Genomic DNA, 25,253 nt, shown 5'->3' with positions numbered 1-25,253 from the left:
GCAAGAGAGATAGATATGGAAATTCGCGCGCCCTATATTGTCGTCGGTGCATTCGTATTGTCGGCGATCGTCGCCGTGTTTGGCTTCGTCTACTGGCTGAACAACGTCGGAGGTATCGGCAAGCGGGAGAGCTACCACCTCGTCTTCACGGATCCCGTGCCCGGGCTTCTCGTGGGTGCAGGCGTGCTCTTCAACGGCATCCGTGTTGGCGAGGTGACTGCGCTCGAACTGGTGCCGGAACGCCCTCGCGAGGTTCACGCCACGATCGCCGTCGCCGAGCGCACGCCGGTGCATAGCGACACGCGCGTCGGTGTTGATTTCCAAGGCCTGACCGGCGTTCCGGTGATCGCGCTCGAGGGAGGTGACGATCCCGCGGCACCGCCGGCGCGCGCACCGCTGGTGGCCGAAAAGGGCGCCGGGCGGAGCATGACGCAGGCGGCGCGCGATGCGCTACGCCGGGTCGATGCCGTCCTGTCGGAGAATTCCGCGCCGCTGCACAGCACTATTGAGAACCTCGGCACTTTCGCCGAAGGCCTGGCACGCAACACCCCGAAGCTCGACGGCATAGTGGCGGGGCTGGAGCGCATGACGAGCGGAGCCGTCGCGCCCCGCAAGGTTGTCTACGATCTTCACGCCGTTGCGGAATTCGGTCCGCAGCACGGCGGATCGTTGCCTTCCCCCATGGCGATGGCGGAGCCGACCGCGATCGCGCGCCTGCAAACGCAGCGCTTCCTGTTTACGCCCGACGAGGACGTCGCCGGCTTCGCGGACGCACAATGGAGCGACAGCTTGCCGGTGCTGCTGCAGGCGCGCCTCCAGCAGAGCTTTGAAAATTATGACATTTCTCACGCGCCGTTGCGCGCCGACAGTTCCGTTGAAGGCGTCCCGCGCCTGCTGATCGACCTGCGGCGCTTCGAGATCGCGCTCGGGCCGCAGCCGAAGGCGGTTATGGCGCTGTCGGCGAAAATCGTGGGCCCCGACGGGCAGATCAAGGCGGCACAATTGTTCGAGGAAAGCGCCCCCCTCGCGGCTCTCTCGCCCGAGAGTGCCGCGACCGCCTTCGATAATGCTTTCGGTGCATTGGCGCGCAAGCTCGTCACGTGGACATCGTCGGCGGCATGAGTGCCAGGGTACGTCGCATTGGACGCGGGAACTAAGTACTTTCCCTTAAGTGATAAACGCATTCAGCTGCGCTACGTCGGCGCTGGCGCCGCTGCATCATGATGACATGCCGGCGGCCGACAGCCGGGACGCTCCCGGCCCGATTACGCCGAGGGGAGCAATGGCACAGAATGACCGGGACAGTTTCAGGCTAGTAAACGAGCAAATCAAATTGCGGGAGCAGATCGCGGACATCCTTGAAACCTTCTCAGTCGATGAGCTTCGCCAGCTCCTCGCCGAGATTGACCGCATCATGCAGGAATCCGGAGCCTGAGCGAGCGGAGGCCGGCGGCTCGTGGCGGCGCCGCCGGGAAGCCGGGTGAGAGGTTAGAGGCCAGCAACGAGCAATCGGCGGCAGTGCCGCGCAATACTCGCCTCCTCGTTGGTCGGAACGACCAACACGTCCATCAGGCTGCCTGGAGCTGTGATGCGCGCCGCCCCCTTCGCATTTGCCGCCGGATCGAGCCGGACACCGAGCCAGGCAAGGCGGTCGCAGATTTGCTGCCTGATCTCGGCCGCGTGTTCGCCGATGCCGCCGGTGAATATCAAGCCGTCGAGGCCGGCCATCGTGTTTGCCATTACGGCGGCTTCGGCGGCAACACGGAAGGTGAAGAGCTCGATGGCTTCGCGCGCGGCAGGCTCGCGGCTTGTTAGCAGGGTGCGCATGTCGGCCGACACCCCTGAGACACCGAGCAGGCCCGAGCCTTCGTACAACAGGTGCTGCACCGCATCGACCGACATCCTCTCTTCCTGCATCAAGTAGAGCAGAATCCCAGGATCGATGGTTCCGCAGCGCGTCCCCATCACAAGGCCGTCGAGTGGAGTTAGACCCATCGTAGTGTCGACGCTCCTGCCATGGTGCAGGGCGCAGAGGCTGGCGCCGTTGCCGAGATGCGCGACCACCGTACGTGTCTGCGTCGGCGCGAGCGTTGCGAGGCGGTCTGCGACATATTCGAAGGAAAGTCCGTGGAATCCGTAGCGGCGGATACCGCGCTCTTCGAGGCTCCGAGGAACGGCGAAGCGGCTGGCAGGCGGCACCAGGCCATGATGAAAGGCGGTGTCAAAGCAGGCGATCTGCGTTAGTCCGGGCCGCAGGGATTGCACTGCCCGGACCGGGGCGAGACAGCGTGGCTGATGCAGCGGCGCCAGCGGCGTCAGTGCGTCGAGCGCCGTGATGATTCGTTCATCAAGCATGACGGGACCGGAAAACTCGCGCCCGCCATGCACGATACGATGGCCCGCGGCGACGAGTTGTTCGGTTCCGCGATAATCATCGAGCCAGCTGAAGATATCGGCGAGCAGGCCGTGATCGGTCATTTCGTCGCCGGAGCGGCGTTTCTCGAACAACTGCTTGCCCGATGGGTCGGTCACCACGATGCGCGGCGCCTTCTCCTGCTCGTCGAGCAAGCCCTTGCACCTCAGCTCCGGGTCGGCCGCTCCGATGTCGAACAGGCCGAACTTGATGCTGGATGAACCGGCGTTGAGAACCAGGACATTGTCGGACATCGGCGGCCTTCCTCGCGCTTACTGCGACGCTTCGCCGTCTGCGCGGCCCGGCCAAACCCAGTCGCGGATCTCCGGCATGTCCTCGCCATGTTCGCGCACATAGCGCGTGTGCTCGATGAGCTTGTCGCGGAATTGTTGTTTCACGTGGGCGGCAGCAATGTCGAGGCGCGGCACCCGCTCGATCGCTTCGATCGCGAGATGGAAACGATCGAGCTGGTTCAAGACGACCATGTCGAACGGCGTCGTGGTGGTGCCTTCCTCGGCGAAGCCGCGCACATGCATGCCGGCATGGTTGGCGCGGTTGTAGGTCAGGCGATGGATCAGATAGGGGTAGCCGTGATAGGCGAAGATCACCGGCTTGTCCCGCGTGAACAGGCCGTCGAAGTCGCGATCGGACAGGCCGTGAGGATGCTGCTCCTGCGGTTGCAGCGTCATCAGGTCGACGACATTGACCACGCGGATCCTGAGATCAGGCAGCGCCTTGCGCAGGAGATCGACAGCGGCGAGCGTTTCCAGTGTGGGAACGTCGCCGGCGCAGGCCATCACCACGTCGGGCTCGCGATTCGGCGCCTCGGTGCCGGCCCATTTCCAGATGCCGATGCCGGCCTCGCAATGGGTGATCGCTTCGCGCATCGGAAGCCATTGCGGCGACGGCTGCTTGCCGGCGACAATGACATTGATGCGGTCATAGGTGCGCAGGCAGTGATCGGCGACCCAGAGCAGGGTATTTGCGTCGGGCGGGAAATAGACACGCACGATGTCGGCCTTCTTGTTGGTGACGAGATCGACGAAGCCCGGATCCTGGTGGCTGAAACCGTTGTGATCCTGCCGCCAGACATGCGAGGTGAGGAGGTAGTTGAGCGAGGCGATCGGACGCCGCCATGGCAGCGCGCGTGACACTTTCAGCCATTTGGCGTGCTGGTTGAACATCGAATCCACGATGTGGATGAAGGCCTCGTAGCAGGAGAAGAAGCCGTGACGCCCGGTGAGCAGATAGCCCTCAAGCCAGCCTTGGCAGAGATGTTCGCTCAATACTTCCATCACACGCCCGTCATGCGCGAGGTGAACGTCGTAAGGCTCGATCCCTTCCATCCAGACCCGGTCGGTGACCTCGAAGACCGCATCGAGCCGGTTGGAGGCGGTTTCATCGGGACCCATGATGCGAAAATTGCGTGCGCCCGCATTGAGCGCGACCACTTCGCGCAGGAGCTTGCCGAGCTCGCGGGTCGCTTCGGCGACGACCCCGCCGGGACGCGGAACGTCGACGGCATGGGCCCGGAAATCCGGCAGTTTGAGCTCGCGCTTGAGCAGTCCGCCATTGGCATGTGGATTGGCACCCATCCGGCGGTCGCCCAGCGGCGCGAGTTGTTGTAGCTGCGGTACAAGCCGCCCGTCGGCGTCGAACAATTGGTCCGGTTCGTAGCTCCTCATCCAGTGTTCGAGCAATTTCAGATGCTCAGGAATGCCTCGCGGGTCGGCGATCGGCACCTGGTGCGCGCGCCAAAATCCCTCGACTTTCAATCCGTCGACTTCCTTCGGTCCGGTCCAGCCCTTCGGGCTTCGCAGCACGATCATCGGCCATTTCGGGCGCTGCAAGCCCGAAGCTGTTTGGCGTGCTGGTTGCTGGATCGCACGGATGCTCGCGAGCGCGCTGTCGAGCGTGTCGGCCATCAGCCGATGCATCGCATGCGGGTCCTCGCCTTCGACAAACAACGGCGCGTAGCCATAACCGGCGAACAGGCTGCGGACTTCCTCGTCGGTCATCCGGCCCAATATTGTCGGATTGGCAATCTTGTAGCCGTTGAGGTGGAGGATCGGCAGCACCGCGCCGTCATTTACCGGATTGAGGAACTTGTTGGAATGCCAGGACGCAGCGAGCGGGCCGGTCTCGGCCTCGCCGTCGCCGACCACGCAGGCGACGATCAGGTCAGGGTTGTCGAGTGCCGCACCAAAAGCATGGACCAGTGCATAGCCGAGCTCGCCACCCTCATGGATTGATCCGGGCGTTTCCGGCGCGGCGTGGCTGGGAATGCCGCCGGGGAAGGAAAACTGACGGAACAGCTTTCGCAGGCCATCCGTGTCGCGCGTAACCTCCGGATAGATTTCCGTGTAGGTGCCTTCGAGATAGGTGTTGGCGACCATGCCGGGGCCGCCATGGCCGGGCCCGCAGACGTAGATGACGTTGAGATCGGAGCCGCGGATCACGCGATTGAGATGAGCATAGATGAAGTTGAGCCCCGGCGTCGTGCCCCAATGTCCAAGGAGACGCGGCTTGATGTGCTCGGGTTTCAGCGGTTCCCTCAGCAGGGGGTTCGCAAGCAGGTAGATCTGGCCGACGGAAAGGTAGTTGGCGGCCCGCCAGTAGCGGTCGAGCAACTCAAGATCATCCGTACGTGCTTGTTCGTTTGGAGCCGTCGTCAATTGCATGTCGCTCTCCCGAGGAGTTCAGGGATGACCTCGAACGCCGTCCATCCGTTCCATCTTAAGGAGCCAATATGACCGGGATGGCTTGAGCCAGCGCAAAGATGCGTACCAATCCGGGCCATCGGGCGGCGTCACGCGAAAGTGGACCCCGGCTATGTCAAAACCACGTCGCTGGCGCAGTAATCCAAAAAAGAAGCCCGGCCGAAGCGGCCGGGCATCGAGTATCGAGATAACCCCTGGGGAAGATGGGTCGCTCGTCCTAACAAGAGCATTCGAGCATGTCGGGCGCTCTTGCGATTTGAGCCAGCGCAACTTCGTGGAAATGTGCTGGTTTTCTGGATGCTGTCAGACAGCCCGGCTGTGCGTGGCCACAGCCCGTCCCAGATGAGCGTCGAACGCGGACGCAACGCTGCGGACCAGGAATTCCGCGCCGCCGCTCACGAATATCCGGTCGTCGTCCATGGTGATCGCGCCGTCCGCGATCAAGCTCTCGAGCCGCTTTCGATCGACGATTGCGCTCTGCGGATCGCGGCCGTGCGATCGAGCGATTTCCGACAGGTCGACGGCCATATTGCACATGATGCGCTCGATGATGTCGGCTCTGAAGCGATCGTCCTCCGTGAACGCGTAGCCCTTGACGGTGGCGAGCCGATCTTCGGCGACGCGAGCCAGATAATCGCGCGTCGCAACGACGTTCTGCACGAAGCCATGTGGCGTGCGGCCGATGGCGCTGGCGCCGAGGCCGATCAGCGTTTCGGCGCAATCGTCCGTGTAACCCTGGAAGTTGCGGCGCAGCCGGCCGTCCCGCTTTGCCACGGCAAGACTGTCATCTGGAAGAGCGAAGTGATCGAGACCGATCCGCACATAGCCGGCGCTGACGAGGGCATCCGCAATCGCTGCTGACTGCAGATGGCGGTCGGCGCTGCCAGGCAGCGTGCTTTCATCGATCGCGCGCTGATGCTTCTTGAACGACGGGATGTGCGCGTAGCCGAACACCGAGAAGCGGTCGGGACGGAGTTTGATGCATCTGGCGACCGTATCCAGGCACGAATCCACGGTCTGGAGCGGCAGCCCATAGAGGAGATCGAAGTTGAGCTTGTCGATGCCGGCCCGCCGTAACCGTTCGACACATGTTGCGGTCTGCTCGAAGCTTTGCATGCGGTTGATGGCGCGTTGGACATCGAGATCGAAGCTCTGCACGCCGAGGCTTGTGCGGTTGACGCCGCTGAAGCCGAGCGCCTCGGCCATCGGCTCTGTGAGGGTGCGCGGATCGATCTCGACCGCAATCTCGGCATCAGGCAGCACGAAGTAGGAGTAGCGCAACGCGCCGACGAGATCGGCGAAGGTTTCCGGCGCCATGATCGTCGGCGTGCCGCCGCCGAAGTGGATGTGCGAGACCGGAAGGCGCTGGCCGACGGCTTCGGCGACCAGGTGTGCCTCGGTGCGCAAGCCGGAAGCATAAAGAGCGATTGGATCATCTCGCCTTGTCACCGAGGTGTGGCAGCCGCAGTACCAGCACATGGATCGGCAGAATGGTACGTGCAGGTAGATCGAGGCGGGGAGCCGCGTGGGAATGGATCTGAGCCATCTCCGATAATCTGCAACACCGATCGCGGAGCCGAAGTGCGGCGCGGTCGGATAGCTCGTATAGCGGGGCAGCCGATCCTGTCCGTAGGCAATTGCTAAGTCCGGTCGCATTCACCATCCCTCCGCATCTGGGTTGGCTATCCCGGTTTCGGCGCTCCGGCTTTGCGCTATCTCAATTGCCAGGCAAGCAGTGCCAGCTCCCTCCCGACGATGCTGAATCGTTGCCGCCGCAGGCGAGTCTTACTTGCGTGGTTCCGACAGCCGAATCCGGCTCCTCCGGCCCGCCGTGACCCGACCGTCGACCTAACCGCCGGTTGGATCGAATACGGTGTGGGTGCGCAAGCGGGGAATTCTACTTCCTCTCCTCTTCTTGTCACGTAGTGCGACATACATCATGGCCGTCATCAGAGCGTCATTGAAGGCGTCGTGCTGGTCAAGCTGCGGGATGTCGAGGTCCTTGAGGATTGAGGCAAACGCGAGATCGATGGAAGTGTTCTGCGGCGCGTCGCCGTACTTCCGTTCGTAGTAAAGCTCGGAGACCTCAATGCGGGGATTCGGCAGTTCGATGCTAAGAAAGGGTAGGATATACTTGTTCAGCATCGCAATGTCGAAGTCCAGGTAGTAACCGACGAGGGGGCGGCCACCGACAAAGTGCAGGAAGCGCGGCAGCAACTTCCGGATTGGATGTCCCATTGCAACGTCGGCCAGGCGGAGGCGATGTACCCGGATTGCATCGGCCTGCATGCCTGCATCGGGCTGCACGACCTCCTCGAAGCGCTCACTGGTCAGGATCGTGTTGCCCCTGATCTTGATTGCAGCGACGCTTACGATCTCGGCCGAACGAATGCTCAAGCCGGTCGTTTCGCAATCGATCGCGACGACCTCATCCGTGGTGTCACGCTCGAACATGAACCGATAGGACTGGTCACCTATCGAAGCCTGGTGAAACAGACGTTTGATCGCGCGAGGGATCACGTCAAAACATACCAAGGTTAAAATGACGGCTAATTTGGTCGCGAAACTCTTTAACGATATGGAACGCATCGCGCAGGAGGTCACGCTCCATGCTCGACAACGATGATGGCCGCACCAGCGTGCCGGAGGCGCCGGCCGATGCCGCCAGCTGCCCATCGAGCCTCAGCATCAGCATGAATCGAAAGGCCTGGGTGAGCTCGCGAGCGAAGTCGTCGCGCAAGACGCCCATATCGCGCAGCCGCGCGATGCGCCTGTCAGTGGCGGTTTCCATCAAGCCCTGCTCGAGGGCGAGACTGCGAACGCCGTGGACGACCGGGAAAATGCCGCCCTTCTTGAGATCAAGCGCGTCGCCATTGGCCTCGGACGTGATCAAGTTCTTGAACAGGCCTATCGGTGTGGCGAACAGGTCGATCGCGCGGGCGAAGTGCGCGAGGAATGCCTGCTCGCCACGTACCAGCTCAATCAGACTTGTCTTGGCTTCCGCCAGCAGCGCAGGATCGCCCGCGACGCATCGCGCATCATAAAAGATCGCAAGGTTCAAATGAGATGTCGCGTCGGGTAGCGCGAGCCAGCTGCGAAAGTCCGCCAGATACTCCGAGAGCGGCTTCGACCAGGTGGGGTTACTCACCATGACCTGTCCGGGGCACGGTGGGAAGCCAAATTCGGCCAACGCACCGGAGAACTGGGATCGGAACGTATTCAATTGCGCTTGATCGACGGAATTGCGCAGGATGATGCCATTGTCCTGGTCTGTGCGTATTGTTTGCTCGCCGCGTCCTTCGCTGCCCATAACGATGAGGCAGCCGCTGCTGCGAAACTCTGCCGGGGCGAGCATCTCGAATAGCTTGGAAAACAGCCGTTGATTTAGGTCGGATATGATTTCGCCGATCAATTCGACAGCGACGCCTTGACGACGCAGGGTACGTACCTGGGCCGCGGTTTCGCGCGCCGCGACCAGTAGATCGTCGCGAGACGCGGCGCGCTCGATGCGTCCAGCCAGAAGCTGCGCGCTGCCGGCAAGGAATCCGAGTACGTCGATATCTTCCAGGATTCCAATGAAGCGGTCACCTTCGCGAATCGCAATGCGCCGCTTGTTCAGTTTGGTCATCAAGACGAGTGCGGTGGATACTAGGTCGTCAGACTTCAGTGTGACCAGATCAAAATGCGCGAGGTCACGCACGGGGGCTCGAATCGACTGGCGACGGAGAACCACGGCTTTCGATAGGTTCATGCCGGTGACGATGCCTGTGCGTTCCCCATCGCGAACGAGCAATGCATTGCTGTCGGCGTCATGCATCACATGGCCCGCGGTCTCGATGGTATCCCCCGCGTCGATAAAGGTGGCAGGGCGCATGAACAGCTCGGAGATGCGCGCCCGCATCGTTGATCCGTAGCGCTGCTCCTCCTGGTCTTTGACGAAGTTGTCGAGTTTCAGCGAGATGTCGCGGTAGAAAAATGAAGCAAATCGCGGGTTGCTCTGAATCAGGTCAAGGATAGTGGCTTTTGGAACGGCGTAGCACAGAGTTTCGTCGCGACTGACGAACGCGTGACCGCTCCTTCCATGAACGAGTGCTCGGCTGTCAAAACTATCCTTGGGGCCGAGCAGGGCCAGCAGATCGCCGCCGTCTCGCACTTCAATTGTGCCCTTGATGACGACGAAGAGGAATTCAGCCGGAGTATTCTGCCCGATAATCAGTTCGTCAGGGCTAAAGTATATGATGTCCAACGCCGCACGAAGTGTTTCCACTTCGTGCAGCGTCAGACGATCGAACGGTGGATTTGCAGCATCGAAAGCCTTGGGCATTCACCATGGTGCCTTTGCGCTTGCGCGATGCATCAACTCGCCGGTCCGTATCTCAGTGCGTGGTGGCGTCGGCTGCACCAATGCCGGTCTGGCTCCGTACAAACTGCGCGTCAAAGCCCCTGCGGTCCGCGCCGGCTCGCATGCTGCGGTCCAGGATCGAGACCAGCCAGATCGTGACAAACGCAATGGACATCGAGAACAAGGCTGGATTGTCCAACTTGATCGGCGCCGATCCCTTGGCGAATCCGAATGTCGCCTCCCAGACTGCGGGCGACAACAGCACGCCGACGACCGCGCTCGTCAGGCCGAGGAAACCGCCGACCAATGCGCCTCTGGTCGTGAGATCCTTCCAGAAGATCGACATCACCAGGACCGGGAAATTGCAGGACGCCGCGATGGCGAAGGCCAGGCCGACCATGAAGGCGACGTTCTGGTTCTCGAAGATTATGCCAAGAATGATCGCCAGCACGCCCAGGAACAGCGTCGCGATCTTTGAGACGCGAACCTCGTCTTGCTCATTGGCGTGGCCTCCCTTGATCACCATCGCGTAGATGTCATGACTGATGGAGGATGCGCCGGCGAGAGCCAACCCCGAGACCACCGCGAGAATGGTCGCGAATGCGACTGCAGAAATGAACCCGAGGAACATGTTGCCGCCAACTGCATCGGCAAGGTGGATGGCGGCCATATTCGATCCACCCCTGATGGCGGCAATGCCGCTCTTGGTCTTCTCAAGAATGCCCGCATCGAGGAATGTCAGATCGGTCGAGACCAGCGTAATGGCGCCGAAGCCGATAATGAAGGTCAGAATATAGAAATAGCCGATGAAGCCAGTCGCATAGAACACCGATTTTCGCGCGGCTTGAGCATCTTTCACAGTGAAGAAACGCATCAGAATATGCGGAAGACCGGCGGTTCCGAACATGAGGGCGATGCCAAGCGAGATCGCCGACAATGGATTCGAAATCAGGCTTCCCGGCTCCATGATGGCGACCTTCTTCGGATGCACCACGGTTGCCTTGGCAAACAGCGCTTCCGGGCTGAATCCGAACCTGTAGAGTACGGCGCCGGCCATGAACGTCGCGCCGAACAAGAGCAGTATCGCCTTGGTGATCTGTACCCAGGTCGTGGCTTTCATGCCGCCAAAGGTCACGTAGATCATCATGAGGCCGCCGACCAGGATGACGGCGATCCAGTAGTCCAGTCCGAAAAGCAGCTGGATCAACTTGCCGGCGCCGACCATCTGCGCGATCAGGTAGAAGGCGACGGTGACCAGCGAGCCGCATGCAGCAAGGATCCGGATTCGCGTCTGTCCGAGTCGAAACGAGGCGACGTCTGCAAATGTGAACTTGCCAAGGTTGCGCAATTGTTCGGCGATCAGGAACGTGACCACGGGCCAGCCAACCAGCCAACCCACGGAGTAGATCAGGCCGTCGTACCCTGACGTGTAGACAAGGCCCGAAATGCCGAGGAACGAAGCCGCGGACATATAGTCGCCGGCAATCGCAAGGCCATTCTGTCCAGCCGAGATGCCGCCGCCGGCAGAGTAGAAGTCGGCAGCCGACACCGTCCGTTTTGACGCCCAGTAGGTGATCGCAAGCGTCAGGGAGACGAAGCCGATGAACATGCCGATGGCCGCCCAATTGACGGCTTGCTTGGTGCCGCCATCGATGGTCCCGGCCGCGAGCGCGACCGCAGGAAAGCAGACTGATAGAGCGATGAACAGGTAAGTGAGCTTCTTCATGAGCGGCGCGCCCCGACGATCTGACGGATCAGTGAGTCATATTTGGAGTTGGCCTGGTTGACGTAAATGCCGGTCAGGAGAAACGCCGAAAGGATAACCAGGAGGCCGATCGGGATGCCGATGGTCGTCACGCCGGCGCCAATTGGGGTGCCCAGGAATTTTGGCGCGTATGCGACGAGGAGGATGAAGCCGAAGTATATGATCAACATGATCAGAGACAACGTCCACCCAAGCGAAGAACGTCGACGAACGAGTTCCTGATAGTTTGGGTCTTGCTCTATCGTTTTGTAGTTGCTCACTTCACGGTCCCCTCAGCGTTGTAGAAGAATGTCGAATCCGCGCTGAGCGGATCGATATTCCTGCATGGTGAAAGTCGGGTACATGTGATCGTGAGGCGATCTCGCTCACGACAAGGCGCTATTGAAGCGGCACTAGGTATGTACGACGGGGCCGGGAAGGTCTTGATGCAGGTCAAAAATGGGAAACGGTTGGCGTCCGTAGCAGCGCAACGAGGGAGCTGTAGCCACAGGGGAGCCCATGCGAGCGCTGTTTTTGACGGGGATCAAACCGGCGCCGACCGTATGAGGTATTGGGTCGCCCTCAGGGAGGCTGTCTTATGAAAAAGAACTACGCAGAGCCCGTTGCACTGGAAACGACATATGACGTGTCGGCCGAGTGGGCCAAGCGCGCTTATGTCAACGACGCCAAATATCGCGAGATGTACGCGCACTCGGTCAAGGACCCGAACGGCTTCTGGGCCGAGCACGGCAAGCGGATCGGCTGGATCAAGCCCTACACCAAGGTCGAGAACGTCTCCTTCGCGCCCGGCAACATCTCGATCAAATGGTTCGAGGACGGCGTGCTGAACGTCGCCTGGAACTGCATCGACCGCCATCTCGAGAAGCGCGGCGACCAGACCGCGATCATCTGGGAGGGCGACGATCCCTCCGAGTCCAAGCACATCACCTACCGCCAGCTGCATGACGAAGTCTGCAGGATGGCCAACATCCTGCGCACCCGGAACGTCAAGAAGGGCGACCGCGTCACGATCTATCTGCCGATGATTCCGGAAGCGGCCTACGCCATGCTGGCCTGCGCGCGGATCGGTGCGATTCACTCGGTGGTGTTCGGCGGCTTCTCGCCGGACAGCCTCGCCCAGCGCATCAAGGACTGCGATTCCAAGGTGATCATCACCGCCGACGAGGGCCTGCGCGGCGGCAAGAAGGTGCCGCTGAAGGCCAATGTCGATGCCGCGATCGCCAAGACCGGCGGCGTCGACTGGGTCGTGGTGGTGAAGCGCACCGGCGGCAAGATCGACATGAACCCGACCCGCGACCTCTGGTACCACGAGGCCGCCGCCATGGTGACGACGGAATGCCCGGCCGAGCACATGCATGCCGAGGACCCGCTGTTCATCCTCTACACCTCGGGCTCGACCGGCACCCCGAAGGGCGTGCTGCACACCTCGGGCGGCTATCTGGTGTTCGCGTCGATGACGCATCAATACGTGTTCGACTATCACGACGGCGACATCTACTGGTGCACCGCCGACGTCGGCTGGGTCACCGGCCACAGCTACATCCTCTACGGGCCGCTCTGTAACGGCGCGACCACGCTGATGTTCGAGGGCGTGCCGAACTACCCGGACAATTCGCGGTTCTGGAACGTGGTCGACAAGCACAAGGTCAACATCTTCTACACCGCACCGACCGCGATCCGCGCGCTGATGCAGGGCGGCGACGAGCCGGTGAAGAAGACCTCGCGCAAGTCGCTGCGGCTGCTCGGCTCGGTCGGCGAGCCGATCAATCCGGAAGCCTGGGAGTGGTACCATCGCGTGGTCGGCGACGACCGCTGCCCGATCGTCGACACCTGGTGGCAGACCGAGACCGGCGGCATCCTGATCACGCCGCTGCCGGGCGCCACCAAGCTGAAGCCGGGCTCGGCGACGCGGCCGTTCTTCGGCGTGGTGCCCGAGATCGTCGACGCCGACGGCAAGACGCTGGAGGGCGAGACCTCGGGCAATCTCTGCCTGACCAGGTCATGGCCGGGCCAGATGCGTACGGTCTATGGCGACCACGCCCGCTTCGAGCAGACCTATTTCTCGACCTACAAGAACAAGTACTTCACCGGCGACGGCTGCCGGCGCGATGCCGACGGCTACTACTGGATCACCGGCCGCGTCGACGACGTCATCAACGTGTCCGGCCACCGCATGGGCACCGCCGAGGTCGAGAGCTCGCTGGTCGCGCACGAGGCGGTGTCGGAAGCCGCCGTGGTCGGCTATCCGCACGACATCAAGGGCCAGGGCATCTACGCCTATGTCACGCTGATGAAGGGCACCGAGCCGACCGAGGCCTTGCGCAAGGAGCTGGTCGCCTGGGTCCGCAAGGACATCGGCCCGATCGCCTCGCCGGACCTGATCCAGTTCGCGCCCGGCCTGCCGAAGACCCGCTCCGGCAAGATCATGCGCCGCATCCTGCGCAAGATCGCCGAGGACGAGCCGTCGAGCCTCGGCGACACCTCGACGCTGGCCGATCCCGCCGTGGTCGACGACCTCGTGCAGAACCGGCAGAACAAGAAGGGCGCGTAGGTCCGAACTGCCGCAGCCGAACGCATCGGGCAAAATATCTGACTATCGCTATCGAAGGAGAAACGAGAGTGAGACTCGTGTTGTTGGGGCCCCCTGGGTCCGGGAAGGGAACTCAGGCGGTCCGCTTGGCGAAACAGTTGGACATTCCTGCATTGTCGACGGGGGACATGCTGCGCGCTGCTGTCTCGGCAGGGACACCGGTTGGCATGCAGGTGAAAGCGACCATGGAACGCGGTGAACTCGTTTCCGATAAGCTCGTCGTCGCCATAGTTGCCGAACGTATCCGCCGTCCCGACGCGAGATTCGGATTTATTCTGGACGGCTTTCCACGCACCGTTGCCCAGGCCGAAGCGCTGGACGATCTCTTGCGGGCGGACCGTCTTAGGCTTGACTGGGTATTGCAGTTGAAAGTCGACGAAGCATCGCTTCTGGGACGCATTCTCAACCGAGCAACCGAAGCGATGGCCAGCGGCAATGTGAGGGCGGACGATAACGAATCTGCGCTGAGAGTTCGTTTGGCGGAATATCGGGCACAAACCGAACCACTGATTACCTACTACCGCGCACAAGGAATTCTGAGGGACGTCGATGGCTTGCGATCGATGGACGAGGTGACGGCGTCGCTCAACGAAGCGCTTGATGCGTGAATGGCATCAAGCGCGAACCAGATGAAGCGGGTCGGCGGGAACGGCCCGCGCCACATGAGACCGAGATACGTGTTCCGGGGGGAGCTGCCGCTTCAGCCGGCGAGTTGCCTCGTACAAATCATGCCGATGCGACGAGCTGACACGCTTCGTCGATCTGATCGTCCGGCACCATGCCGAACTTCCTGAGCACGGTGGTCTTGCGCTCCGGGTAGCCGGTGCTGACCAATGCGACGGCGCCGGCATGCCCGATAGTTTTCCAAAGATGCTTCGCGTGCTCTATCGCTGAGGAAGGAGTAGCGCACTTGAGCTGTTGACCCGCGACCAGCTCCTGATCGGCGCGATCATACGGTATAACAATAAAGTGGGTGATTTCATCCATGGACGTTCCTCCGAGAATATTTTCCGCTGATCACGAAACGATCGAGAAGAGCAGGCGGTACTGCAAAACTCGCGTGCCGACAGATCTCGCCGTGATCACTCTTATGGTTTCAATGCTATGAGCGAATTCGCGAGCAGATATTGACTTAACTCAACGACCCGGCTTCGGCGGCCAGCAGCCGATGCTGCGCGGAAAAGTTGGCCGGTGAGGCAGCGTCCTGGAGAGATCCAGGTAATAGCGGAGCGCCTCGATATTCTGCGGGATGCCGGATTCCGATAGGCGAGTTTACCGACCTTACATTTGAGCCAATAGATACTCCGCTTCATGGCACGCGCCTCGGATGCGCGCAGTCCCAGCGATACCATGCACGGCCAAAGCCGGGCGCCTGATCAAATCTGGTGATACTGCAGAATGAAGCTAAGAATCTCTCTTGCACATCGCATATACGCGATCATTGGACTCAGCTTTTGCGGACTACTAGGCCTCGCCGTCACGCAGACAGGCAACCTGGCGACATCATTGCGCGAGCAACGTCAGAGCGAGCTGAAACATCTTGCAGAGGTTGCGTTGAGTATCGCCCGCGAGGAGCACGAGGCGGCGGCGCGGAACGTCGTATCCGACAGCAAGGCTCGCGAGAATGCCGCAGCCAGAATTGGAACGCTGAGGTACGGGAATGGGGATTACTTCTGGATCAACGATCTCCGTCCTGCCATGATCATGCACCCAATCAAACCAGAGCTGGATGGGCAGGATCTGCGCGACATAAAGGATCCTGCAGGCAAGAGGCTTTTCGTCGAGTTCACTGAGGTCGTTAAGCTCAAAGGCCAAGGCTTTGTGGACTATCAATGGCCAAAGCCTGGGAAGGATGCTCCTCAACCCAAGCTATCGTACGTCGCCGGCTTTCTGCCTTGGAATTGGGTCATTGGGACCGGTGTCTATATCGACGATCTCCAAGCTCAGATATGGGATCAAGTTCGGAGTGTGCTGATAGTTGCTGCAGCAATCCTGATCACTCTAGGCGCAGTGACGCTGTTGCTTGCCAGGCGCGTCTCTAGGGCGCTCCTGGCGATGACCAGCGGGCTGAATAGATTGGGTGAGGGCGACTTTGATATGAAGCTCCCTGGCATCGGCCGCGGAGACGAGCTGGGCGATATGGCGCGCTCGATCGATCAGTTCAGGGTCAAGGCTGCCGAAAAGGCGCGCCAGGAGATTGAGCAAGATCACGAAAGACGACACCTCGCTGAGATCGCCAAGGCCAGGGCACTGCAAGACATGGCGGAGAATGTCGAGAGTGCGACGAATGTTGCGGTCGGAGAGGTCGCTGCCGGCACGGATCGGATGGCGAGGAACGCATCAATGATGACCGACACGGCGATGACCCTGGAAAGAAACAGCAGCAGCGTCGCGGCGGCGGCTGAGGAGGCGCTGACCAACGCGCAGACCGTGGCGAGAGCTTCATCGCAGCTTGCTGCGTCTATTGCGCAGATCGCCGACCAGGTAGGAGCGTCACGATCATTGACGTTGGAGGCGGTGACCGCATCAACGAAAGCTCAGGCGACGATGAGCAAGTTGTCGGAGGCTGCATCGAAGGTTGGCGTGGTGACAAATCTGATCAGCGAGATCGCTGGCCAGACGAACCTCCTGGCATTGAACGCGACGATCGAGGCCGCCAGGGCGGGCAGCGCAGGCCGGGGATTTGCCGTCGTCGCCGCGGAGGTCAAATCGCTTGCGGAGCAGACTGCAAGAGCGACCAGCGAAATTGCGCAGCAGATCTCCGAGATCCAGGAAGCGACCCACGCTTCCGTGGTGTCGATGTCTACGATCGGCGAGGTCATTCGGAATGTCGAAACGGTGTCTTCGACGATCTCGTCGGCGATTGAAGAGCAGAACATAGTTACCGCGGATATCTCGCGAACGGTTGCGGAAACGTCGCATGCCGCGCGCGAGGTCGCGTCGCAAATTGCGTCCGTTTCGGCCGAGGCAACGGAAACGGGGCGCCGAGCGGCGGAGATCCGCGATGGCTCCATGACCATATCGGAAAAGGTAGACGAATTGCGCGCTACTCTCATCCGGGTCATTCGCACCTCTACTTCCGACGTGGATCGTCGGCATTCGTCCCGGCTGGAGCTGCATTGTCCTGGCAGCCTGTTGCTTCGAGGTGAGAGAAAGCCAGTCCGTGTTCGAGACATTTCGCTCGAGGCAACGCTCATCGAATGTGCGTTGCCAAATGCGGAGATCGGCGAACCAGTTCGACTAACAATTGATGGGATACCGGTCGAACTCGTCGGCGCCATTGCTCGTAAGGACCACGAGACCGCGCTCATTAGCCTCGATCTGGCTGGCGATGCGAAACAGAGGCTAAGTTCGTTACTTTCGACAAGGCAGCCTATGATGGCCGTGGCCTAAGCCCGCGGCCTTCGTGACCCACCGCGCAGCCGCCCACAAAGCATGTCTTAGAGGCCCGCGGCGATGGCGATCCGCATGAGTTCCGACATGCTTCGGACATTGGTCTTGGCCATCAAGTTGGCCCGATAGACCTCGACCGTCCGCGGGCTGATGCCGAGGTCGTGGGCGATCACCTTGTTGATCTTCCCTGCCAATAACCCCCTGAGAACGTCGCGCTCGCGCGGCGTAAGGTCGACAAGACGGGCCTCGGCCTGGCGCTTGGCGGCGTCGTCCGCCGGTTTGGCCGGCTGCGTCTCCAGGGCATCGCGGATTGAGCGCAAGAGGACCTCATCCTCGAACGGCTTCTCGATAAAATCGACCGCGCCAGCCTTCATTGCCTCGACCGCGAGCGCGACATCGCCATGGCCTGTCATCAGGATAACGGGACACGCCACTGCGTCGGCCTTGAGCTTGCGGACCAGTTCGAGCCCGGTCATGCCGGGCATGCGGATATCGGATACGACGCAGTCGACCGCGCCGCTCCCCAATTGATCGAGAAAATCAGCCGCCGTCTCAAAAGCCGTCACGGCAAAGCCGTTGACGTCGAGGAGAAACGCGAGTGAATCCCGCATCGCGGGGTCATCGTCGATAACAAGGATTGTGCGACGCATCGTCATGCTTCTTCTCCATCCTCCGCAAACGGGAGGGTAAACTGAAAAACCGTGCCGCCGCCGGCATTCGGCGACGCAACGATGCGTCCACCGTGTGATTCGACAATCGTCCGGCAGATCGAGAGGCCTACGCCCATACCGTGTTCTTTCGTCGTGATGAATGGCTGAAACAAGCGGTCTGCAATATCAGGGCTGATACCAGGGCCCGTGTCGGCGACGATGAATGTCGCAACGCCATCCGTCTTGGTGACTCCGACCGTCAGCTCGCGGCGTGGACTGGAAGCCATCGCCTCGATCGCATTGCGAACCAGATTTAGCACCACCTGCTGAATCTGGATCTTGTCGACGATGATCGGCGGTATGTCACGGTCGCTGCGGATCGTCACCCGGACCCCTTGCTCCTTGGCACCAAGCAGCGCCAGCGCGACGGCCTCCTCGAGGAGCGTGACCGGGCTCTCCACGGAGTGCTGTGTTTCACCCTTGGCAACGAACTCGCGCAGGCGCTTGATAATGTCGCCGGCCCGCAGAGCCTGCTGTGCGGCGCGCTCGAGCGCGTCTCGAATTCGCGTCGCGTCCGGCATCTCCGGGACCAGTAGCGCCTTCGCGCCGCGCATGTAGTTGGTGATGGCTGACAGCGGCTGGTTGATCTCATGAGCGATGGACGATGCCATCTCGCCCATTGCGGTCAATCGCGATACGTGGACCAGCTCCGATTGCAGTTCCTGGAGCCGCCGCTCCTGCGCACGGCGTTCGGTGAGATCCCGGATAAAGCCGGTGAAGAAGCGCTCACCGCGTACTTTGGCCTCGCCGACGGCGAGTTCCATCGGAAAGGTCGAGCCGTCACTTCGCTCTCCGACCACGATGCGGCCGATGCCGATGATGCGTCGCTCGCCAGTTGTAAGGTAGCGTTCGAGATACCGGTCGTGCTCGCCGCGGTAAGGTTGCGGCATCAGACTCGAAATGTTCTTTCCGATGACTTGGTCCGTTTTCCAGCCAAATAGGCGCTCGGCCGCCGCGCTGAACGAACGAATGCTGCCGTGGTCGTCGATCACGATCATGGCGTCAGGGACCGTATCCAGGATCGACTGCAGATGGGCTTGGCGATTTCGGGCCTGATCGCTCTCCCTCATCAGCCGGTCACCCATGAAGCCAAGGATCGGACCAAGGATTGCAAAGCAACCGATATCGATCAGATTTCCGGGCTCGGTCACCAGATCTTTGCCCAGAAATTCGGCGCTGATGAGGAGGCAGAGAAGCGTGGTCAGGATCGCCGGACCGCGGCCACCGGCAAAAGCGGCAAACAGCACGGCAGGAACATAGATGATCGTGAAGGTGCGATCCTCGAAATAGTTATTCATGCCCGCGCGCATCGCAAATACGAGGGCGGCCGCTGCCGCGGCAGTGCCATAGCGGTACCAGATGCTATCGGACATATTCCCCCGGGCAAAGCCCTCGAACCGTTCGACATTACAACGTTCGAGCGCTGGAAGCCACTGGCCGCTCGGCCCAACGCGGTAGCGGCCTAACCTATCTGGCCCAAGGGCGCCAATGCGTCGGCTGCACCACGATGCGCTCAGCGGTCCCTGACTTCACCCAGCCACCCAAGGTGCGACGGCAGGGAAAGACGAGCTTGTGAATGGCGTTGCCTTCGATGACGGCGAGCTCAAGGTCTCGATCGAAGGGGGCGACGGCGACCCCCTCCCATGTCTCGCTGGCGCCGGCCTCCGGGCGCTCTGGAGCATCGCGTGCCGGCACGTCAGGCGACCTTCTGAGCCGTTTGGTCGGCGCCACCGGTCCGTCGTCCAAACAGGTTGAGCTCGATGATACCGAGCGAACGCGCGGTCTCGATCGCGTACGTTGCATCCTGTGCGGTGCGCGCCGTGACGCCCTTGGTCCAGTCCTGCAGAGCCGTGATCTTCTCTGCCACGGAGGCGGTGGAGTAGAACTTGCGGAACAGCTCCCAAGCTTCGTTTGATTCGATCTGGATCTGCTCGAACCAATGCTGGTTCGCCTCGATCAGCTTTTCCGAGAATTCCGACTGGACGGTCATCGCCCGATTCGCGGTGCTTTGGATGGCGTCGGCGATGGGACGGGTTTCGCTACGGTCTGTCATATTCGACGTCCTTCGTTGAGGGAGGTTCTGCTTCCCATGCCGACGGCGCTTGTGTGTTGATATGTGTCAACTCGATAAGCATCCAGCCTGCACCGGCTGGCCAACAACCTAAGCGCGCTTGGATCCGACAACCGCACCGGTTCTCAAGTTGATGAAATGGACACCGTCGCACGCTGCGCAGGAGATCGAATGCAGATCGTCCGCTGCGGCTTCGGATGCGTAGCCGGGAAGCAAGCCCTGAACTCGATCACCGGTATTTGGACACAAGAATAGAACTGGGCGCCACGCCCCTGAGTCTGCCATTTGCACGATCCCGACGAATGACAACTGTCTAGCGGCAGCGCACCGCTCCGCATTGATGCAGGTCAACCATTTCGGGTGGGCGGACCAGCCGGCACGCGCGGGCTAAAAGGGCCGGCGGCGACGGGATGGCAGGTTGCCTGATCTTGCAGGCTGCCTGAGCAGGGGGCGCCGTGCCTGCCGGGCCATTCGGGCGAAGGTCACGACAACGATCGCGACGACGCCGATCGAGGCAAGCAGGTTCTGCAGCATGATTTTCTTCTCCTGATGGCATGGTCATATCTCAGACCAGGAGTTGCTGTGCCTTGATCTCCGTCAACCGCAAGCGTTGAGGAAGATCAAAGCGAATGGATCGATTTGATGTCAGCTTGCTGCCCGGCCTTGAAGGGAGAACGGCAGATGCGCGCACATCAGATCATGGCGAGACATGTCATCACGGTCGGAACCGAAGCGTCGATTCTCGATGCCGCCAAGTTGATGATGGATCACCATATCAGCGGCTTGCCGGTGGTCGATGCGGCCGGAAAGTTGGTCGGCATCCTGTCGGAAACTGATTTCTTGCGCCGGAGCGAGATCGGTACGCAGCGCAGCCGTCCTCGCTGGCTTCGATTCCTTCTCGGCTCGGGGAGCGCAGCGACGGATTTCGTCCACGAGCGCGGGCGGAAGGTCGGAGAGATCATGTCGTATGATCCCATCACCGTGACCGAGCAAACGCCTCTGCCGGACCTGGTTGAACTCATGGAAAAGAAGAGCATCAAGCGGCTGCCTGTGATGCGCGATAGGCAGCTCGTGGGCATTGTTACACGTTCTGATCTGCTGCGGGCGGTTGCATCTGTCGCTCACGAGATCCCTGATCCCACGGCGGATGACAAGCACATCCATGATCGCATCGTGCGTGCGCTTGACGCGGCGAACTGGTGCCCGCTGGGACTGCAGGTCTCGGTGCGCAACGGCGTGGTGCATCTTCGCGGGATTATCATGGACGAGCGAGCAAGGCAGGCGGCCATCGTTGCCGCGGAGAATGCTGCTGGCGTCAAGGAAGTGCACGACCATCTGTGCTACGTCGACACCTATTCCGGGTTCTACATCCAGTCAGCCGAAGACGAGCGGGCGGCTGCCGCAAAAGCAACGCGCGAGACGGCAAGTTGACCATTCGCCTCGCATACGTGCTGATTCCCTTGGCTGTGATCACGGCAATCGGTGCGGATACGCTGGGGGTAGCTGCAACGCTGCTCACGATCTGCGTGATCGTGGGCTTTGCGGTTGCGGCGTCGGCATGGACCGTTAGCGGCGGTACGGCATGGCCGCCGTCAACCCGACCGCCGTCCCCCGACGAATAATCTCTCCGCAAGTAGAGCAACCTGATCCGTCATACCCGTCGATCTCTCGCGCCTCCATCGCAATAGAACCATCTCGGCACTCATGGACGGGAGTTCCGCGGGGGACAGCACGTGATTTCGATGCGTTCCTCGCGATGCGAGATCTGCATTCCGTTGCGGCAGATCAATGCGGGATCCTCGCCTCAATAGCAGCATCAGTGATCAAAGGATCAGCCCGTATGCGAGGGTGCCATGCCATCATTTGACATTCGTTTCATCAAGACCGTTTGCGACGACACCGGCCATGAACATCGCGCCTGCCAGGCAGCGTTCAAAGTCGATGCTGCGTCGCTCTCCGCCGCGGCGCAGCTGGCCGAGGCCGACTTCTGCAGACAGAAGGGTATCCGCGATTGGACGATCTTCGCGGATTCCATGGAGCTTCGCATGCCGTCAGCATCAGCCACCGCGTGGGGCGGCTGATCATCCAGACGACACGTCAACCGGTCTGACGGCGCTTGATCCATGTCAACCAACGTTCGCGGCGATCCGCTTAAAGCTTGGCCGAAAGAGGTGCGGAAATGGCCGATCGACCAGACAGCAACAGCTCGCCACAATTCGAGAGTCTCCTAAGCCGCTTGCGAGCGTTTCTCAGCCGACAGCGCGAATTCGATCTGATGAGCGCACGGGAAGTCGATGAGATTGCCCACGAGCTCAATCTTCCTACGTCGGATCTTCGAGCTCTCGCCCGCCGCGGGGGCTCTCCCGAGCTGCTGAAGAAGCGTCTCGAGCATGCAGGCTTGTCGGAGGAAGCGCTCGCATTATCGAACAGTGATGTGCTGCGCGACCTGCAGCGGGTGTGCGGCCTTTGCCGCGAAACGGCGCGCTGTGCCGCGGATATTGCGCGCGAAAGGCGAGCCAGTCCGGCCAAATACTGTCCGAACGAATTCACCCTGGTCGCGCTGACCCGCGACGTCAGCGCAGAGCGGCATGGCGCAGGTATTGATGCCGATCAAGCGGCCGCCCGCGAGATCGTGATTTCCATGGCGTCATCGCCCCCAAAGAAAGCCTCCACATGACAAGTCCACCTTCTGTTGCGAAGTCCATGACGATGGGTGAGGCCGGCTTGGCGTCGGGGCTCGCGGTCTTTGCGTTCGTTAGCCTTCTCGGCGCGGCAATGGGGCACGACACGGCGTTCAGCTTCCATGCGGCGCTTGCTTGCGTCGCCAGTCTGGTTTCCGTGGTTGTGATCGGCAATCGCTATCTCGATCGTCCGGCCGAACTGCCGCCGGCGGAGATCGGTGGACGCCCCAACTATAATCTCGGACCGATCAAGTTTGCCTCCGCGATGGCGATGTTCTGGGGCATCGCCGGCTTCACCGTGGGTTTGATCATCGCAACGCAGCTGGCGTGGCCAGTGCTCAACCTCGATCTGCCGTGGACGACATTCGGCCGGCTGCGGCCGCTGCACACGTCTGCCGTGATCTTCGCCTTCGGCGGCAATGTCTTGATCGCGACCTCGTTCTATGTCGTGCAGAAGACCTGCCGCACGCGCCTCGCCGGCGACCTTGCGCCCTGGTTCGTGGTAGTGGGCTACAACTTCTTCATTCTGATTGCTGGCACCGGCTACCTGTTGGGCGTCACGCAGTCGAAGGAATATGCCGAGCCGGAATGGTACGCAGATCTCTGGCTGACGATTGTCTGGGTGACGTATCTGCTCGTGTTCCTGATGACGTTGGTGAAGCGCAAGGAACCCCACATCTTCGTCGCCAACTGGTTCTATCTCGCGTTCATCCTCACCATCGCGGTCCTCCATCTCGGCAACAACCCCGCATTGCCGGTCTCCTTCCTCGGCTCGAAGTCCTACATCGCCTGGGGCGGCGTGCAGGACGCGATGTTCCAGTGGTGGTACGGTCATAATGCAGTCGGCTTCTTCCTGACTGCCGGCTTCCTCGCGATCATGTATTACTTCATCCCGAAGCGGGCCGAGCGTCCGGTCTATTCCTACCGGCTGTCGATCATCCATTTCTGGGCGCTGATCTTCCTCTACATCTGGGCCGGCCCGCATCATCTGCATTACACGGCACTGCCGGACTGGGCGCAGACCCTCGGCATGACCTTCTCGATCATGCTCTGGATGCCGTCCTGGGGCGGCATGATCAACGGCCTGATGACGCTGTCGGGAGCCTGGGACAAGCTGCGCACCGACCCGGTGCTCAGAATGATGGTGGTGTCGGTCGCCTTCTACGGCATGTCGACCTTCGAAGGCCCGATGATGTCGATCAAGGTGGTCAATTCGCTCAGCCACTACACGGACTGGACCATCGGGCACGTGCATTCGGGTGCGCTTGGTTGGGTCGGCTTCGTCTCGTTCGGCGCGCTCTACTGCCTGGTGCCTTGGCTGTGGAATCGCCAGCTTTACAGCTTGAAGCTCGTCAACTGGCACTTCTGGATCTCGACCATCGGCATCGTGCTTTACATCTCCGCGATGTGGGTGTCGGGAATCCTGCAGGGCCTGATGTGGCGCGCCTACACCTCGCTCGGCTTCCTCGAATATTCCTTCATTGAATCCGTCGAGGCCATGCATCCCTTCTACATCATCCGTGCCGCCGGCGGCGCGCTGTTCCTGGTGGGGGCCCTGATCATGGCCTTCAATCTCTGGATGACGGTCAATGCCGGCCAAGCCAGCGAAACCGAGGGGGCCGGCGCCCTCCAGCCTGCCGAATAGGTTAGCCAATGTCCCTCTGGAATCGACACAAGGTCTTTGAGAAGAACTCGATCATCCTGATCGTGGGCATTCTCGTCGTCATTGCGATTGGCGGGCTCGTCGAGATCACGCCGCTGTTCTACCTGAAGAGCACGATCGAGGTGGTCGACGGTGTGCGGCCCTATACGCCGCTCGAGCTTGCCGGCCGCAACATCTATGTTCGCGAGGGCTGCTATCTCTGCCATTCGCAGATGATTCGTCCGCTGCGCGACGAGGTCGAGCGCTACGGCCATTATTCGCTCGCTGCGGAGAGCATGTACGACCACCCGTTCCAATGGGGTTCGAAGCGCACCGGACCGGATCTCGCGCGTGTCGGCGGCAAGTATTCTGACGATTGGCACGTCACGCACCTGATCAATCCGCGGTCGATTGTCCCGCAATCGGTGATGCCCGGATATCCTTCGCTGGCAAAGACGGAACTCGATCCGTCCGATATCGCGGCCCATCTGCGGACGAGCCGCGCGGTCGGCGTGCCCTATACCGAGGAGCAGATCGCCAACGCGGTGGCCGATCTGAAGGCGCAGACCGATCCTGACAACCCCGGCTCGGACGCGTTCCAGAAGCGCTATCCGAAGGCCCTGGTCCGCAACTTCGACGGCAAGGCCGGCAATCCGACCGAACTCGACGCGCTGATCGCCTATCTGCAGATGCTTGGCACGCTCGTCGACTTCAAGCTCTACAACGAAAAAGCCAATTTGCGCTGAGGTGACGAGCATGAAAGCGATCATTCAAATCGAGAGCTTGGCATCGAGCCTGATCAGCACGCTTTGGACGCCGATCTTCGTTGGAATCTTCATCGCCATCGTCGGCTACGCGCTTTGGCCCCGCAACAGAACCCAATTCGACGCCGCGGCCCGCATGCCGTTGCGTGAGGACTGACCGAT

At 61.0% G+C, this 25,253-nt stretch carries 24 protein-coding genes; 12 read left to right on the top strand and 12 right to left on the bottom strand.

What is annotated here, in order from left to right; genetic code table 11:
• Positions 1 to 15 precede the first annotated feature (15 nt).
• Together CK489_RS07465 and CK489_RS41250 are read left to right on the top strand one after the other, a co-directional pair.
• Positions 16 to 1,122 (top strand): ABC-type transport auxiliary lipoprotein family protein, encoded by a 1,107-nt coding sequence (locus CK489_RS07465; protein WP_050629107.1) that lies wholly within the window; start codon positions 16 to 18, stop codon positions 1,120 to 1,122.
• A gap of 160 nt (positions 1,123 to 1,282) precedes the next feature.
• Positions 1,283 to 1,435 (top strand): hypothetical protein, encoded by a 153-nt coding sequence (locus tag CK489_RS41250; RefSeq protein ID WP_158226415.1) that lies wholly within the window; start codon positions 1,283 to 1,285, stop codon positions 1,433 to 1,435.
• A gap of 53 nt (positions 1,436 to 1,488) precedes the next feature.
• On the opposite strand, the gene CK489_RS07455 is transcribed toward CK489_RS41250, so the two are convergent.
• The 7 genes from CK489_RS07455 to CK489_RS07425 all read right to left on the bottom strand — a co-directional run bounded on the left by CK489_RS07455 (position 1,489) and on the right by CK489_RS07425 (position 11,500).
• A complete protein-coding gene (locus CK489_RS07455) occupies positions 1,489 to 2,667 on the bottom strand; it encodes an acetate/propionate family kinase (RefSeq protein ID WP_095731794.1) in 1,179 nt (392 codons plus the stop codon).
• A gap of 18 nt (positions 2,668 to 2,685) precedes the next feature.
• On the bottom strand, positions 2,686 to 5,094 hold the full coding sequence (locus CK489_RS07450; protein WP_095731793.1) for a phosphoketolase family protein: 2,409 nt from the start codon (positions 5,092 to 5,094) through the stop codon (positions 2,686 to 2,688).
• Between the two features lie 342 nt (positions 5,095 to 5,436).
• Complete coding sequence (gene hemN / locus CK489_RS07445) at positions 5,437 to 6,789, bottom strand: oxygen-independent coproporphyrinogen III oxidase (RefSeq protein ID WP_095731792.1); 1,353 nt, start codon at positions 6,787 to 6,789, stop codon at positions 5,437 to 5,439.
• A gap of 192 nt (positions 6,790 to 6,981) precedes the next feature.
• Positions 6,982 to 7,653 (bottom strand): 3'-5' exonuclease, encoded by a 672-nt coding sequence (locus CK489_RS07440; protein ID WP_095731791.1) that lies wholly within the window; start codon positions 7,651 to 7,653, stop codon positions 6,982 to 6,984.
• A 1-nt stretch (position 7,654) separates the two neighbouring features.
• Complete coding sequence (locus tag CK489_RS07435) at positions 7,655 to 9,457, bottom strand: putative nucleotidyltransferase substrate binding domain-containing protein (RefSeq protein ID WP_198960852.1); 1,803 nt, start codon at positions 9,455 to 9,457, stop codon at positions 7,655 to 7,657.
• A gap of 52 nt (positions 9,458 to 9,509) precedes the next feature.
• Positions 9,510 to 11,201, bottom strand: coding sequence for a cation acetate symporter (locus CK489_RS07430; protein ID WP_095731790.1), 1,692 nt, complete (start codon positions 11,199 to 11,201; stop codon positions 9,510 to 9,512).
• On the bottom strand, positions 11,198 to 11,500 hold the full coding sequence (locus tag CK489_RS07425) for a DUF485 domain-containing protein (protein WP_095731789.1): 303 nt from the start codon (positions 11,498 to 11,500) through the stop codon (positions 11,198 to 11,200). Before CK489_RS07425 ends, CK489_RS07430 begins: the two co-directional genes overlap by 4 nt.
• Before the next feature lie 317 nt (positions 11,501 to 11,817).
• Between CK489_RS07425 and acs the strand changes: the two genes are divergently transcribed.
• On the top strand, positions 11,818 to 13,791 hold the full coding sequence (gene acs, locus CK489_RS07415) for an acetate--CoA ligase (protein ID WP_095731787.1): 1,974 nt from the start codon (positions 11,818 to 11,820) through the stop codon (positions 13,789 to 13,791).
• A gap of 68 nt (positions 13,792 to 13,859) precedes the next feature.
• Entirely contained in the window at positions 13,860 to 14,438 is a 579-nt protein-coding gene (locus CK489_RS07410; protein ID WP_095731786.1) for an adenylate kinase, read from the top strand.
• A 118-nt stretch (positions 14,439 to 14,556) separates the two neighbouring features.
• Here the strand turns inward: CK489_RS07410 and CK489_RS07405 are convergent, their stop codons facing one another.
• Entirely contained in the window at positions 14,557 to 14,817 is a 261-nt protein-coding gene (locus tag CK489_RS07405; protein ID WP_050628691.1) for a hypothetical protein, read from the bottom strand.
• Positions 14,818 to 15,228: 411 nt separating this feature from the next.
• Here CK489_RS07405 and CK489_RS07400 point away from each other — a divergent pair, with 411 nt between their 5' ends.
• Positions 15,229 to 17,223, top strand: a complete 1,995-nt coding sequence (locus CK489_RS07400; protein WP_095731785.1) for a cache domain-containing protein — start codon at positions 15,229 to 15,231, stop codon at positions 17,221 to 17,223.
• A 47-nt stretch (positions 17,224 to 17,270) separates the two neighbouring features.
• Here the strand turns inward: CK489_RS07400 and fixJ are convergent, their stop codons facing one another.
• The 4 genes from fixJ to CK489_RS41245 form a co-directional block, all read right to left on the bottom strand.
• Positions 17,271 to 17,879, bottom strand: a complete 609-nt coding sequence (fixJ, locus tag CK489_RS07395) for a response regulator FixJ (protein ID WP_050628693.1) — start codon at positions 17,877 to 17,879, stop codon at positions 17,271 to 17,273.
• On the bottom strand, positions 17,876 to 19,306 hold the full coding sequence (locus tag CK489_RS07390) for a PAS domain-containing sensor histidine kinase (RefSeq protein WP_050628694.1): 1,431 nt from the start codon (positions 19,304 to 19,306) through the stop codon (positions 17,876 to 17,878). Before CK489_RS07390 ends, fixJ begins: the two co-directional genes overlap by 4 nt.
• A gap of 323 nt (positions 19,307 to 19,629) precedes the next feature.
• The gene (locus tag CK489_RS07380) at positions 19,630 to 19,986 is read right to left on the bottom strand and encodes a hypothetical protein (RefSeq protein WP_094193976.1); all 357 of its coding nucleotides are present in this window, start codon (positions 19,984 to 19,986) and stop codon (positions 19,630 to 19,632) included.
• Positions 19,987 to 20,391: 405 nt separating this feature from the next.
• Positions 20,392 to 20,538 carry a hypothetical protein gene (locus tag CK489_RS41245; protein WP_157860918.1) on the bottom strand — a complete coding sequence of 49 codons (147 nt, stop codon included), beginning with the start codon at positions 20,536 to 20,538 and terminating at the stop codon, positions 20,392 to 20,394.
• Between the two features lie 147 nt (positions 20,539 to 20,685).
• On the opposite strand from CK489_RS41245, the gene CK489_RS07375 reads away from it, so the two are divergent.
• The 7 genes from CK489_RS07375 (at position 20,686) to CK489_RS07350 (ending at position 25,248) form a co-directional block, all read left to right on the top strand.
• Entirely contained in the window at positions 20,686 to 21,435 is a 750-nt protein-coding gene (locus CK489_RS07375; RefSeq protein WP_050628696.1) for a CBS domain-containing protein, read from the top strand.
• The gene (locus CK489_RS40635; protein WP_143278107.1) at positions 21,432 to 21,626 is read left to right on the top strand and encodes a hypothetical protein; all 195 of its coding nucleotides are present in this window, start codon (positions 21,432 to 21,434) and stop codon (positions 21,624 to 21,626) included. Before CK489_RS07375 ends, CK489_RS40635 begins: the two co-directional genes overlap by 4 nt.
• Positions 21,627 to 21,857: 231 nt before the next feature.
• A complete protein-coding gene (locus CK489_RS07370; protein ID WP_050628697.1) occupies positions 21,858 to 22,085 on the top strand; it encodes a hypothetical protein in 228 nt (75 codons plus the stop codon).
• A gap of 98 nt (positions 22,086 to 22,183) precedes the next feature.
• A complete protein-coding gene (locus CK489_RS41240) occupies positions 22,184 to 22,681 on the top strand; it encodes a hypothetical protein (protein WP_158226414.1) in 498 nt (165 codons plus the stop codon).
• A 26-nt stretch (positions 22,682 to 22,707) separates the two neighbouring features.
• On the top strand, positions 22,708 to 24,330 hold the full coding sequence (gene ccoN, locus CK489_RS07360) for a cytochrome-c oxidase, cbb3-type subunit I (protein ID WP_050628699.1): 1,623 nt from the start codon (positions 22,708 to 22,710) through the stop codon (positions 24,328 to 24,330).
• 8 nt (positions 24,331 to 24,338) lie between these two features.
• Positions 24,339 to 25,073 carry a cytochrome-c oxidase, cbb3-type subunit II gene (ccoO, locus tag CK489_RS07355; RefSeq protein ID WP_095731783.1) on the top strand — a complete coding sequence of 245 codons (735 nt, stop codon included), beginning with the start codon at positions 24,339 to 24,341 and terminating at the stop codon, positions 25,071 to 25,073.
• 10 nt (positions 25,074 to 25,083) lie between these two features.
• Complete coding sequence (locus tag CK489_RS07350) at positions 25,084 to 25,248, top strand: cbb3-type cytochrome c oxidase subunit 3 (protein WP_050628701.1); 165 nt, start codon at positions 25,084 to 25,086, stop codon at positions 25,246 to 25,248.
• Positions 25,249 to 25,253 lie beyond the last annotated feature (5 nt).

The sequence above is a fragment of the Bradyrhizobium sp. UFLA03-84 genome (assembly GCF_002289535.1).
In the GTDB taxonomy this organism is placed as follows: Bacteria; Pseudomonadota; Alphaproteobacteria; order Rhizobiales; family Xanthobacteraceae; genus Bradyrhizobium; species Bradyrhizobium viridifuturi.
Note: the sequence above shows the minus strand (reverse complement) of the source record. Positions and strands in the feature narration are given on the sequence as shown.

Excerpts from the sequence above, each read along its gene's own strand:
- CK489_RS41250 (WP_158226415.1), top strand. The coding sequence starts at position 1,283 with ATGGCACAGAATGACCGGGACAGTTTCAGGCTAGTAAACGAGCAAATC.
- ccoO (WP_095731783.1), top strand. The coding sequence starts at position 24,339 with ATGTCCCTCTGGAATCGACACAAGGTCTTTGAGAAGAACTCGATCATC.
- CK489_RS07405 (WP_050628691.1), bottom strand. The coding sequence starts at position 14,817 with ATGGATGAAATCACCCACTTTATTGTTATACCGTATGATCGCGCCGAT.
- CK489_RS07465 (WP_050629107.1), top strand. The coding sequence starts at position 16 with ATGGAAATTCGCGCGCCCTATATTGTCGTCGGTGCATTCGTATTGTCG.
- CK489_RS41245 (WP_157860918.1), bottom strand. The coding sequence starts at position 20,538 with ATGCTGCAGAACCTGCTTGCCTCGATCGGCGTCGTCGCGATCGTTGTC.
- CK489_RS07450 (WP_095731793.1), bottom strand. The coding sequence starts at position 5,094 with ATGCAATTGACGACGGCTCCAAACGAACAAGCACGTACGGATGATCTT.
- acs (WP_095731787.1), top strand. The coding sequence starts at position 11,818 with ATGAAAAAGAACTACGCAGAGCCCGTTGCACTGGAAACGACATATGAC.
- CK489_RS07400 (WP_095731785.1), top strand. The coding sequence starts at position 15,229 with ATGAAGCTAAGAATCTCTCTTGCACATCGCATATACGCGATCATTGGA.
- CK489_RS41240 (WP_158226414.1), top strand. The coding sequence starts at position 22,184 with ATGGCCGATCGACCAGACAGCAACAGCTCGCCACAATTCGAGAGTCTC.
- CK489_RS07375 (WP_050628696.1), top strand. The coding sequence starts at position 20,686 with ATGCGCGCACATCAGATCATGGCGAGACATGTCATCACGGTCGGAACC.
- CK489_RS07430 (WP_095731790.1), bottom strand. The coding sequence starts at position 11,201 with ATGAAGAAGCTCACTTACCTGTTCATCGCTCTATCAGTCTGCTTTCCT.
- CK489_RS07350 (WP_050628701.1), top strand. The coding sequence starts at position 25,084 with ATGAAAGCGATCATTCAAATCGAGAGCTTGGCATCGAGCCTGATCAGC.
- CK489_RS07390 (WP_050628694.1), bottom strand. The coding sequence starts at position 19,306 with ATGTCCGATAGCATCTGGTACCGCTATGGCACTGCCGCGGCAGCGGCC.
- ccoN (WP_050628699.1), top strand. The coding sequence starts at position 22,708 with ATGACGATGGGTGAGGCCGGCTTGGCGTCGGGGCTCGCGGTCTTTGCG.
- CK489_RS07380 (WP_094193976.1), bottom strand. The coding sequence starts at position 19,986 with ATGACAGACCGTAGCGAAACCCGTCCCATCGCCGACGCCATCCAAAGC.
- CK489_RS07370 (WP_050628697.1), top strand. The coding sequence starts at position 21,858 with ATGCCATCATTTGACATTCGTTTCATCAAGACCGTTTGCGACGACACC.
- hemN (WP_095731792.1), bottom strand. The coding sequence starts at position 6,789 with ATGCGACCGGACTTAGCAATTGCCTACGGACAGGATCGGCTGCCCCGC.
- CK489_RS07435 (WP_198960852.1), bottom strand. The coding sequence starts at position 9,457 with ATGCCCAAGGCTTTCGATGCTGCAAATCCACCGTTCGATCGTCTGACG.
- fixJ (WP_050628693.1), bottom strand. The coding sequence starts at position 17,879 with ATGACGATGCGTCGCACAATCCTTGTTATCGACGATGACCCCGCGATG.
- CK489_RS07455 (WP_095731794.1), bottom strand. The coding sequence starts at position 2,667 with ATGTCCGACAATGTCCTGGTTCTCAACGCCGGTTCATCCAGCATCAAG.